Genomic DNA, 11680 nt, shown 5'->3' with positions numbered 1-11680 from the left:
AGTATGAGAGATTTGGAACACTGCTACCGCATTCTAGAGCTAGAGCCTGGTGCCTCGCTGGAGGACATCAACCAGGCTTACAAAGACTTGGTGTTTATTTGGCATCCCGATCGCATCCCAAAGGATAATACGCGATTGCACCAAAAGGCCCAGGAAAAGATTAAGGCGATTAACCACGCACGGGACGAGCTGCGGCGTTATCGGCGGGAAGAACGGCGCTCTAGTCGAGCGTCTAATAATGCCACCAATACGGCCAATGGCTCAGCGCGCTCAGCGAGTACCAATTCCCGCAGTGATGGAAATCGCGACTCCAGCCGTAGCTATCAAAACGGCTACTCTAACCGCTATGCCAACGGCGATGCCCATCGGCGGGAGGATACTCATCAGTCTACGTCTCAGTCCACCTCCGCCCGATCGGCCTACGACCAAGGCTATCCTCGTTCTTATAAGTCGCAACCGCAACCACAGGCTCCGTACGATACAGGCTGGGAATATGATTCCAACTACGCTCAGCAGTATCCTCCTCGGCCTTCCTCAGGCTATACGCCGCCGCCTCACTATTGGCGCAATACCCAATCTTATCGTCCGCCAGAGCCATCTCATTCATCTTCGCCAGAGCCATCATCCGCGAAGCCGTCAGAACTCAGCCATCAAAACTTGGAGGGAGCTGATCTACATGAGCGCGATTTATCGGGTCAAAATCTTAGTGGCTGCAATTTGAGCGGTGCGGATTTGAGCGATGCGTTTTTGCATAAGATTGACCTTAGTGGCGCAAACCTTTCAAAAGCTCGCTTGTTCCGCGCAAATTTGCTCCAGGCGAATTTACGGGGTGCAAACTTGCGGGAAGCGGATTTAATCGGTGCGGATTTATCCGGTGCAGATTTATCCGGTGCGGATATGACTGGGGCACGGGTTGGCTTCTCCGACAAAATTATGGTGAAACTGACGGGAGCAATTTTGACGGGCGTGATCATGCCAGATGGTTCGGTTCATAGCTGATGCTTAGATCCGCATCTTTCAGCATCTTAGGGCGAAACCCTTTCGCTCCTACAGTTGCCGCGATTTTATATGCCGTTTCGTTAGACTGGGTGCGATCGCACTATGGCTTTTTCATATCAACGTACCGTTCGCTTTCAGGATACGGATGCGGCGGGCGTGGTTTACTTCGCAAACCTTTTAAGCCTGTGTCATGAGGCTTACGAGGCATCTTTGGCCGATTCAGGTATTGTGCTGCGAGAGTTTTTTAGCAGTCAGGGAATTGTGGCTGTCCCTATTGTTCATTCCAGTGCAGATTTTCATCAACCGCTATTCTGTGGCGATCGGTTAACGGTGCAGCTTTTGCCCGTCAAACTCAGTGAGGCAGTGTTTGAAATTAGCTATCAAGTCTTTTCTGTAACCGATAAGCCTGCCGCGATCGCAAAAACTCGTCATGTTTGCATCGATCCTCGCAGTCGAGCCAAGCGTCCGCTGCCGAATGAGTTGCTACAGTGGCTGAAACAGATGCGTGATGACGCTACAGCATCTGTTTCAGAATTGGACTAGCTTCGTGCCGTTGGGGAGCTTCTGCCGCTTCGACGGTAATTGCGATCGCTTTTATCCACTGGCGATCGCGATAGACGGGCGGGAGAGCAATTTGCTGTGATTGCGTTTCCTGATCGCTAACGGTAAAGGTTTCGGTCAGAATCGCATTCTTGGCATCCGTGGTAAATGGTGCATCCGCTTCTAGAACCGTCCACAGCACATAGACCTGGCCTGCTGGTAGTGGAGGCAGGTTTTCAATGTTCAAGGTGGCCTGCAGATTAGCGGGATCAAGCGCAACTGTGGCCGCTACTGGACTATCCTCTGCCGTTGGTTCGAGCGCAACGACCACGGCCTCAGAAGGTTGTAGTTGAGAACGGGCAAGTTGTAACGAGCGCCACAGCGCGTAATTACTGATGCTTAACCCCACAATGAGCGAAGCTGCGATCGCACCCAGACCGATGGCCCAACCCCGCCGTTGAGTCTGGCGGGATAGAGATGGTGATTCAAATACGGGAATAGGGCTTGGGTCGGGAATTGTTGGGTTGGGAACTGTTGCGTCGGGAACGGGCGATGCGGCTGATGGCTGCTGGGACTGCGGCAGAGCGGTTTGACGCGCGAGATTTAAAATCTGCGATCGCAACTGTTCCGGTGGCTGCGCCTCGGACGACATAAACGTGAGTTCCAGCGCTTTTTGCATCAGCTCAACTTCTTTGAGAATCGTTGGATTCGTTCTCATCAACTGTTCTAAGGTAGCCACCTCTTCTGGGCTGAGCGTATAAAGAACGTAGCCTGCGATTAACTGCTGTAACTCTTCCGGAGACATCGACATGGTCATACTGTCATAGACACAATGAAATGATTAATCCAACCGATCTTGTAAAACTTGGCGCAGTTTGAGTAGTCCTCGGCGCACCTTTGACTTAACGGTTCCGAGCGGCAAATTTAAACGCTCAGCAATGGCTGACTGGGTCAATCCATCGTAATAACTCATTCTTAAAAGCTGCTGCTGCTGTTCTGACAATTGCGAAAGGGCAGAGCGTATTTCTTGTTTCTGCTCTTGCTGAAAAATTTCATCAATTGAACTAGATGATGAATGAATAGAGTCTTGAAACACTAAAGTCTGATTTTTTCTCCGCCGTAGGCTTTCCCGTTGGCGCGACCTCACCCGATCAAGCGCCCGCGATCGGGTGAGAATGGCTAAAAACGTTCTTAATGAACCGCGCTGAGGATCATACGATGAACCATCGATTAGCTTGATAAAAATATCCTGCGTTAAATCCTCTGCTTCTTGAGAATTTCCCAGTACCTTTAGCGCAATTCCATAGACCAGACCAGCATGGCGATCATAAAGCACCCCTAATGCCTCTGTCTGACCCTGCTGAGTTGCCTGCCATAGTTGCACATCTGTCAGGTCAGTCTGCTCAGCATGGCTAGATTGTTCGGAATCCATAGACCCTAAATATGCAGAACCGCTATGACATATCTTACTTCGATCGATGATTTTTCATCGATACTGGATAAGTTGATGTCCTAAAATATCGACTGCACTAGGATTACGTCACCGATGACGATTTGGATGCACGGGTATTAGATTCAGGGTTAGTGATCCGTTTTTTTGGCAGAATGCGATAAATGTTTCACTTTAGCAATTTCAACTAAAATTTTGATAGTGTTCCCAAAAAAGCCGAAAATATAAAAGCATGAAGAGGCTGTTTCACCACCAAAACACAGCAGCAAAACAGCCTCTTTAGATATGAGAAAAAGATGTGAGCAAAATATGAGCAATTAACGCAGACTTACTAAATCTATTGCTGTAGAAATAGCTAACTATTATCGCCCCGGAAAATGCACCCAATTCATAGCAATAGTTATACAGCGCTCTCAAATAGCTGATGAACTAAATTGATTATGAACAGGCCGCCCCAGCGGGGCGGCCTGTTCATAATCAATTTAAGATGGCTGTATTAGTTAGAACGTTGGAAAATCCCGAAAACGTTCAAACATTCAAACGTTGGATTCTGTAGATGTCTCAACCACTCAACCAAAATGGCGATGGCTATAATAGCCGATCCTGAGACTTCATCTATCGGCAACCTTTCCCTACAGCCAATAGCAATAGATTCGGTGAGAGTGAAAGAGTAGCGGGGGCAGGCGACTGCATTTGCAGACACGTATCTTGTAAGCCAAACCGCTGGAACAAACTGACCTGTAGCTCCTGCAACAGCCGATCACGTGCTGCTGCATTTGTCAGTTCAACCACTAAATGAGCTGAGAGCCGATTGTGATCCGGTGCAATTGCCGACAAATGCAGATTTTCGACTCTGATGACTCCCGGTGCTGATGCCAATAGCGCTTCTATCTCGCTGACATTCAGCTCTGTAAGGGGCTTCTCTAGCAAAATATCAAGACTCTGACGCACGAGAGGCATGGCTCCTGTGACAATCAAAGCTGCAACCACGAGACTAATCGCACTGTCAGCCCATGTCCAGCCCAAAACATAAACTGCGATCGCAGCTACAATTACCCCTAGCGATCCCAGAGCATCCGCCACCACGTGCAAAAATGCTCCTTTGAGGTTGAGATCAGAATGGCTATGGTCGTGTAGCAGCGCAATATTGAACAGGTTAACAACCAGTCCCAGCATTGCGGTCACCAGCATTGGTAGTGCCAGAACTTCAACTGCGGGAGCCTGCAACCGCTCAATTGCTTCCCAACTCACCCAGAGGGCAACGGCTATCAGTCCCAAGCCGTTGAGCAGTGCCGCCAGAATCTCAACTCGGCGATGGCCAAAGGGAGCTGGTGCAGAAGCGGTTCGTCGCCCCAGCCAGGTTGCCAGCAGGGCAATACCCAGGGCCGCGCAGTCGGACAGCATGTGTCCAGCTTCAGCCAGCAGCGCTAAACTACCGCTTGATACACTCATCACCAGCTCAATGACTGAAAATCCACCAATCAGCGCCAGCGCAGTTAGCAGTAAACGAGTCTTCTGATTCTGATCAACCGAAGCGTGCTGGGTACAGCCACAATTTGCAGAATGGACAAACATCAAGCCAACCTAATCGTTAACCGTTATCAATAAAATCCGGCGTTGCTTAATCTGGGTATGAATTGTGATGTGGGGACACCCCACATCACAATTCATACTTAAAATCAGCAATTCCAAACATCCTGTAGGGGCAAATGCCTCGCCCCTACGTAACAGCAATGGATTCAGAAGCTGACTTACGAACCAGGAACGGTTTCTTCCAGCACCTTGAATCGCTCTTTAGGAATCACGCTGTGAATCCCCTTGACGATATCCACTACCTGTGACACCTCAAAATCGATGCCCGCGCTGGCGTAGAGTAATGCATCCGGCTTAGTCAGACCATAGTTCTCATTCATGATGCGTAAGTATTCACGCACAGACTTCTTCATGGCTTCGTCGAGGTCTTCATCTAGACCGACCGCAATCCAGGCATCTTCCGTCTCACCCATTGGGGCAGGTAGCTCCATGTCCTTGTGCAACGTCAGTTCAAAGGTTGGCGTCAGCGAACACTCAATTGCGGTTAGAGCAACTTCACCATTTCCTTGGGCACAGTGCGGATCGCCTGCATAAAAGAGTGCGCCTGGTACCTGTACTGGCAGGTATAAGCTGCTGCCCTCACCCAGATGCTTAATGTCCAAATTGCCACCATATAGACCCGGTGGCACGGAGTTAGCCGTTTGCTCGGTGTCGGCAGGGACAACGCCCATGAGTCCTATAAACGGCTTCAGCGGGATTTCCAGATCAGACAAACCATTGCTGGGTTTGAAAATACCGACATCCTTGGTCATCTCAATTGGAATAACCTTGGTATAGATGGGATCGCCATTTTCAGGATATTCTCCTGGCAATGAACCCTTGCCGTGACGATTCGAGATGACGCCGTAGGGCACCCGGTAGTCAATGTTGACGGTTTTGATCTCCAACACGTCACCCGGTTCTGCGCCTTCAACATAGATAGGGCCTGTGATGACATGGGGGCCAGGACCAGACTTGGTGACAGTGGACTTGATGGTGATTTGATCCGGTAGGATGTCGTCTTCTTTGATACCACCCTTGGTCAAGAACTCAACAGTGTCACCTTGGTCGGGCAGGATACCTTCATGGGAAACCGTTTCCATGGTGATTTGATCGCCTGACTGAATGGTCAAAATAGGCGCACTGTCAGGCTTAAATAATTCTCCCCAGATCACATTTTCGGGAGTAGATTTAACCTCATAGGTGTGGTTTGTTGCCCACACGGGTGAAAACTGAACCAATCCGACTGTGGCGAATAGAGCGAGCAGTAGTGCTCCACCTGCAAGCTGCCAAGACCGCCGAACAGACCGGAATTTCCGAAGCTTATGTGAACGCCTTATAACTTTCATACTTGTCCAATAGACATACAAGCTAAATGTAAAGATAAGTAAATAGTCTTTTGAACCCTGTGATTGTTACTTAGGCTACAAAGCTCATTCGCTCTACGGAAAGTATCAGTAAACGTTGATTTTTATAGATAACCCAGCTTCACCACCGCAGATTTTGCGGCTACGGCTGTCGGTATGAACTACTGAACGGCCTCAAGCTGAAAATTCTCATAGACTGTCCAGCGTTGGCCATCGTGCAGCAAGAGCGTCAGTGCAGAGGCCATAAACTCAAATTTCAGTTCGCGATTTTCAAATTCTGGCCAGGCGATGCGAAAGCTGGCGGGTTTGAGATCGCGGAATGCCACGGTCATGTGCGGCGCAAAGGGTCGCTTTTTTGAAACCGGATGGACAATGTCCAGCGTCTCTTCTAAATGCGCCATCAGGTTGCGCTGGAGTTCCAAAAGTTCCGAACTGCGCACCACGTCGATATAGATTACCCGAGGTGGAAATGCGCCAAAGCCTGAAAGCTGAATGAGCAGTGATGAGTGACGGCTAGCAAATACCTGAAGCTGATGCTTAACCTGATCAATTTCTGCGAATGTCCACTCAAACGGCGGTTGCAGCGTAATGTGCGGTGGCGATCGCAACGCCGCTTTACTGGAATAGCGATCGCAAAATTCCTGCTTAATTTGGGTCGCATAGTCCTGAATCGGTGGCGGTGGCAGCAGGGCAATAAAGAATCGACGGGGGCTGTTCGGATCAGTCACGGGCAATTGCCTAAAATAGGAGGGCTAAAGTTTTCAAGAATACGAAAGAACTAAATCTATGCCGTGGTTTGTCAAAATTGAGCGGGGCATTGTCAACAAATCAGAATTTGATCAGTATGTGCCAGAGCACAAAGCCTATGTCCGTCAGCTCATTGAGCAGGGACATGAGGCTAAAACGGGGTATTGGGCCGAATATGGTGGCGGTATGCTGTTATTTAAGGCGGCATCGTTAGATGAAGCCAAACAGATCGTAGAACAAGACCCGCTGATTAAGCACCACTGCGTAGAGTACGAACTGCATCAATGGTGCATTGTCGTAGAGTAGTAGTAGAGCATCCCTTAGGACGATTCAAACATGGCCGATCAGAGTCGCGGATCCAAAACCATTGCCGATAATCGGCAGGCCCGCTTTCAGTACGAAATTCTGGAAACTTATGAAGCTGGGGTTGAACTGCTCGGCACCGAAGTAAAATCCATCCGGGCAGGGCGGGTCAATCTGAAGGATGGCTATGCTTACATCCGGGACGGCGAAGCATGGCTCAGCAACGTCCATATTTCGCCCCACAAGAGCGCCAGTGAGGCATTTAACCACGAGCCACGCCGCAATCGTAAGCTGCTGATGCATCGTGATGAAATCAACAAGCTAATCGGCAAAACCGAGCAGAAGGGTTTAACGGTCGTGCCGCTGAAAATGTATCTCAAGCGCGGCTGGATCAAGGTGCTGCTGGGACTAGCCAAAGGTAAGAAGCTGCACGATAAGCGAGAATCTCTGAAGCGCAAGCAGGCCAATCGAGAAATCGAGCGGGCAATGAAGAATTATTAGATCAATCCGGGATATGTTGAGAGGGCTGGCTTAGCCAGCCCTCTCAACATATCATTTGGGTATGTCAAATAGATTGTGTCAAAGGTAAAAACTCAAGTTGGAAAGCGATCGCTGAATTCAATCGCGAAGCGGTTGAGAGCGGGTTTCCAGTCGCGAATGGGCATGGTCCACTTTTTGGCAATATTTTGAATTGCCAAGTAGATAACTTTTAGGGCAGATTCATCGGTTGGAAAAGCTCGGTGGTTTTTAATCACCTTTCTAAGAGTCATATTCATCGATTCAATCGCATTGGTCGTATAGATTGCTTTACGAATCTCCGGTGAAAAAGCAAAGAAGGGAATAATCCGCTGCCAATGATGAAGCCAAGACCTGCTAATGGTTGGATATTGCTGGTCCCACTGCTCGGCAAACTCAACTAAGCGCTGCTCTGCTTCAGTCTCAGTGCTGGCCGTGTAAATCAGCTTGAGGTCTGCTGCAACCGCCTTACGGTCTTTGTAGGACACATAGCGGAGTGAATTTCGTACCATGTGAACAATGCACAACTGCACCTGGGTTTGAGCAAAGACCGCTTCAATGGCATCGGGAAAGCCAGTGAGGCCATCACAGCAAGCGATGAAGATGTCTTTGAGACCCCTATTTTGCAGCTCTGTGAGCACTTGAAGCCAAAATTTGGCAGACTCGTTCTGGGTCATCCACATCCCCAAGAGTTCTTTGGTGCCAGACAAGTTAACCCCAAGCGCCAAGTGAATCGCTTTGTTGATCACCCGCCCGTCTTGTCTGACTTTGACCACGATGGCATCAAAATAGACGATGGGATAAACCGGGTCGAGCGCGCGATTTTGCCAAATTTTACGCTCCGTTTCAACCGCATCCGTGACGTTCGAGATCAGCCCGGCTGAGACCTCAACGCCATACAGGTCTTGCAGTTGAGCCTGAATGTCACGGGTACTCATGCCCCTGGCATAGAGGGACAAGATCTTGTCATCAAAGCCCTCGAAGCGGGTCTGCCCCTTCTTGACGATGATGGGTTCAAACTCACTGTTGCGGTCACGGGGAACATTGATTTGAGCTTCTCCAAACTCCCCTTTGATGGTCTTCTTGCTGTGGCCGTTGCGGCGGTTACGAGTTGGCTTGACGTCGCTTTCAGGCTCCGCCTGTTGCTCGTCCAGATGGGTTTTCATTTCCGCATTCAAGCAGCGTTCCACCAAAGCCGCCGTGAGCTGCTTAAGAATCCCTCCATCCCCCAGCAGGTCTTCGGGATTCTGATAGCCTTTAAGCAATTCATCCAGGAGTTCAGGTCGAAAAGTCATAGTACGAGTCTCTTAGGTTCAATAGTTCATTAGATCTCATCTCTGACCTTTGACACAATCTAATTTACAATCCCTCATTTGGGTTTTATATGTTGTTTGAATCGCGATCGCAACAGCGCTTCTTTCAGTCAACCTCAGGTCGAATTGGCCTGGTTCTTACAATTTGGCTGATTGGACTTGCGCTATTGGCTCCGCTGCTCCGCCCCTATGATCCGTCTACAGCAAGAGATTACGCATCTCGTTTGCAATCGCCGAGTTGGCAACACTGGTTTGGTACAGACGGACTCGGTCGCGATGTGCTGACGCAGGTGTGGTATGGTCTGCAAACCTCATTGATTATTGGCGTCATTTCAGTGCTGATCGGGCTGCTGATTGGTGTCCTGCTGGGGCTTTTAGCGGGTTACTTTCGCGGCTGGTGGGATACCCTAGTGGGCTTGATCACCGATGTCATGCTGGCCTTTCCGTCGATTCTACTTGCGATCGCAATTGTCACCGTCACGGGGCCGAGCTTAGGCAGCGTCATGGTGGCAGTGAGCGCAATTCAACTGCCCAAGTTTATCCGTCTCACTCGCAGTATGGTGCTGTCGCTGCGGGAGCAAAATTTTGTCCAGTCGGTCAAATCCTTTGGCGCATCGCCGGGCCGAATTATCTTTGTGCATATTTTGCCGTCAAGCCTCTCGCCGCTGGTGGTGCAGGCAACGCTGGCGATTGGGACGGCCACGCTAGAGGCTGCGGGTTTGGGCTTTCTGGGGCTGGGCGCACAACCGCCAACACCAGAACTGGGCACAATGCTATCGGATGCGTTTAAGGGAGGCTACTCGCTATCGTCGCCTTGGACAATTCTGTTTCCCGGTTTAGCCATCACCCTGATCGTGCTGGCCTTTAATCTACTCGGCGATGGCTTGCGTGATGCCCTTGATCCGCGCACAATAGCGTAGTCATCAGCAACAACCACAAACGTGCTATGCCAGCCAATCTTTAGAATAGTTCCTGATTTCACCATCCATCTCAAAATATCACTTATCCTGATAGGACACGCTGTATTTAACACGGCTTTAGTTAATTATGCTGAAATCAGTGAGAATCGAAAATTTTCGTTGTTTCAAAACTTTCGAGCTTCAGCAGCTTGGCAGAATAAACTTACTTGTTGGCAAAAACAATAGCGGTAAAACATCAATTCTAGAAGCTGTACAATTGTTTTGTTCACAAGACCCCCTGGAATCCTTGCGCGAAATAATGAGCAATCGTGGGGAATATGTATGGTCAGTAAAAAACGAAAACGTGTGGGATCTAGATATACGCCATTTACTTCACGGGCATGAAATTAGAACAGGTAGTCAATTTTCAATACAAGGTTTTCATAAAGACCGACAAGATGCACTAATTTTTTATATAAAAGAGAATATGCAGTCAGATATTTCTGAAGAATTTGGCTCGCTGGTTCTTAATATTGAGTACAAGGGAAAAGAAAAAGAAACTGAAGCTATTGAAATTCCTTTATCTATTAATGAAGGGTTGTCCACGAACTTGGTTTTACTTCGAAGAAAACAATCACATAACATTTCTCAGTTTCGAGAAAGTAGAAAGTATTATGGAAAAATTACGCAATATTTGACAACATCATCTCTGAATGGCAAAGATCTTATTGACCTTTTTGATCAAATTGTATTAACGCCTGAAGAAGAGTTAGCCGTCCAGTCTGTGAAAGCTCTGGAGCCACATATTGAGCGTATAGCATCAGTTGGATATGGATTAGCTCCATCTGGATCTGGGCGATATATAACATCAAGAGTTCCAAGCAATCTACTCTTACGCTTAAATAACAGTGATAAACGTATACCTTTGGGAAGTATGGGAGATGGTGTCCGACGAATGTTAGGACTTGCGTTGGCAATCGTCAATGCAAAAGATGGAATTTTACTAGTTGATGAAATTGACGCTGGGTTACACTTCACTGCAATGGCCGACATGTGGAAGCTGATCTGGAAAACAGCAAAGCGTCTCAACGTTCAAGTTTTCGCAACAACTCATAGTAGCGATTGTTGGACAAGTTTAGCGGCTATTGCGAATGCAGAAAACCCTAGTGAGGAAGGGATCACGATTCAAAGGATTGAAAAAGGCAAGCCAACTAGTGTCGTTTTTACTGAGCGTCAAATTGCTATTGCAGCAGAACGTGGGATTGAGGTGCGGTAAGAAATGGCTGAAATCTATCCAAACGTTCTCTTGGTAGAAGGAGAGCAAGATAAACGTGCAATACCATATTTAATAGCTGCAAATGGTGTTGATTGGGTGAATCAGGGGAAGCCAATTGTCGATATCCGTCCGAAGGGTGGATATGAGAGTTTAGTAGCTCCAGATGTCATTTCAACTGAGTTGCAAGGCTCTGGGCTTTCTGCGCTTGGCATCGTAATTGATAGTGATGATAATCCTGATACACGGTGGCAAAGCATTAGAAATGTTACTTCAAAGAGTATTCCTGAGATACCTGAAACCTTGCCAGTAGATGGCCTAATACAGGCTATACCTAATGGGGTTAAGTTTGGTATTTGGATGATGCCAGACAACACGATGCGGGGTATGCTAGAAACTTTCCTAGCCTATTTAATTCCATCAGATAATCAAGAACTTTGGCAGTTTGCTCAAGAAGCTGTTCAAGAGGCAAGGAGGAAAGGTGCAAGACTAACTGAACAGAAACTTGATAAGGCTAACATCTATACATGGTTGGCTTGGCAAAGTTCTCCAGGGCAACAACTACATGAAGCCGTCAAAAACCGTGTTTTCGATCCCACACATCCTAATGCTCAGAAATTTGTGACTTGGTTTAAGACTTTATACGATTTGAGTTGAGTAAGTAAGATTTCTTGCTTACTCAACTCCTCTACTTTATTAGC

General features: G+C 48.2%; 13 protein-coding genes. 7 read left to right on the top strand and 6 right to left on the bottom strand.

The window, feature by feature from the left end:
- Nucleotides 1-3 precede the first annotated feature (3 nt).
- Both AC286M_RS25855 and AC286M_RS25850 read left to right on the top strand, forming a co-directional pair.
- Nucleotides 4-999 (top strand): pentapeptide repeat-containing protein, encoded by a 996-nt coding sequence (locus AC286M_RS25855; protein ID WP_488207109.1) that lies wholly within the window; start codon nucleotides 4-6, stop codon nucleotides 997-999.
- Between the two features lie 102 nt (nucleotides 1000-1101).
- Entirely contained in the window at nucleotides 1102-1542 is a 441-nt protein-coding gene (locus AC286M_RS25850; protein WP_488207108.1) for an acyl-CoA thioesterase, read from the top strand.
- On the opposite strand, the gene AC286M_RS25845 is transcribed toward AC286M_RS25850, so the two are convergent.
- The 5 genes from AC286M_RS25845 to AC286M_RS25825 form a co-directional block, all read right to left on the bottom strand.
- Nucleotides 1514-2350, bottom strand: a complete 837-nt coding sequence (locus tag AC286M_RS25845; protein ID WP_488207107.1) for an anti-sigma factor domain-containing protein — start codon at nucleotides 2348-2350, stop codon at nucleotides 1514-1516. The genes AC286M_RS25850 and AC286M_RS25845 overlap by 29 nt on opposite strands.
- A 30-nt stretch (nucleotides 2351-2380) precedes the next feature.
- A complete protein-coding gene (locus AC286M_RS25840) occupies nucleotides 2381-2971 on the bottom strand; it encodes a sigma-70 family RNA polymerase sigma factor (RefSeq protein ID WP_488207106.1) in 591 nt (196 codons plus the stop codon).
- 633 nt (nucleotides 2972-3604) lie between these two features.
- Nucleotides 3605-4564: a cation diffusion facilitator family transporter gene (locus AC286M_RS25835; RefSeq protein WP_488207105.1), complete on the bottom strand. Its 960-nt coding sequence runs from the start codon at nucleotides 4562-4564 to the stop codon at nucleotides 3605-3607.
- Nucleotides 4565-4740: 176 nt separating this feature from the next.
- Nucleotides 4741-5784 (bottom strand): acetamidase/formamidase family protein, encoded by a 1044-nt coding sequence (locus tag AC286M_RS25830; RefSeq protein WP_488207104.1) that lies wholly within the window; start codon nucleotides 5782-5784, stop codon nucleotides 4741-4743.
- A gap of 305 nt (nucleotides 5785-6089) precedes the next feature.
- A complete protein-coding gene (locus AC286M_RS25825; protein ID WP_488207103.1) occupies nucleotides 6090-6656 on the bottom strand; it encodes a 2'-5' RNA ligase family protein in 567 nt (188 codons plus the stop codon).
- A 58-nt stretch (nucleotides 6657-6714) separates the two neighbouring features.
- On the opposite strand from AC286M_RS25825, the gene AC286M_RS25820 reads away from it, so the two are divergent.
- Both AC286M_RS25820 and smpB read left to right on the top strand, forming a co-directional pair.
- Nucleotides 6715-6981, top strand: coding sequence for a YciI family protein (locus AC286M_RS25820; protein ID WP_488207102.1), 267 nt, complete (start codon nucleotides 6715-6717; stop codon nucleotides 6979-6981).
- Nucleotides 6982-7011: 30 nt separating this feature from the next.
- The gene (gene smpB / locus AC286M_RS25815) at nucleotides 7012-7479 is read left to right on the top strand and encodes an SsrA-binding protein SmpB (RefSeq protein ID WP_488207101.1); all 468 of its coding nucleotides are present in this window, start codon (nucleotides 7012-7014) and stop codon (nucleotides 7477-7479) included.
- A gap of 92 nt (nucleotides 7480-7571) precedes the next feature.
- Here smpB and AC286M_RS25810 read toward each other — a convergent pair whose 3' ends face one another.
- On the bottom strand, nucleotides 7572-8789 hold the full coding sequence (locus tag AC286M_RS25810) for an IS256 family transposase (protein WP_488202914.1): 1218 nt from the start codon (nucleotides 8787-8789) through the stop codon (nucleotides 7572-7574).
- 89 nt (nucleotides 8790-8878) lie between these two features.
- On the opposite strand from AC286M_RS25810, the gene AC286M_RS25805 reads away from it, so the two are divergent.
- The 3 genes from AC286M_RS25805 to AC286M_RS25795 all read left to right on the top strand — a co-directional run bounded on the left by AC286M_RS25805 (nucleotide 8879) and on the right by AC286M_RS25795 (nucleotide 11636).
- Nucleotides 8879-9727, top strand: a complete 849-nt coding sequence (locus AC286M_RS25805; protein ID WP_488207100.1) for an ABC transporter permease — start codon at nucleotides 8879-8881, stop codon at nucleotides 9725-9727.
- A gap of 139 nt (nucleotides 9728-9866) precedes the next feature.
- Nucleotides 9867-10982: an AAA family ATPase gene (locus AC286M_RS25800; RefSeq protein ID WP_488207099.1), complete on the top strand. Its 1116-nt coding sequence runs from the start codon at nucleotides 9867-9869 to the stop codon at nucleotides 10980-10982.
- A 3-nt stretch (nucleotides 10983-10985) separates the two neighbouring features.
- A complete protein-coding gene (locus AC286M_RS25795; protein ID WP_488207098.1) occupies nucleotides 10986-11636 on the top strand; it encodes a DUF3226 domain-containing protein in 651 nt (216 codons plus the stop codon).
- The last annotated feature ends 44 nt before the right edge of the window (nucleotides 11637-11680 follow it).

The organism is Thainema salinarum CENA647 (assembly GCF_057732415.1).
This window is presented reverse-complemented; position numbering and strand designations above follow the sequence as displayed.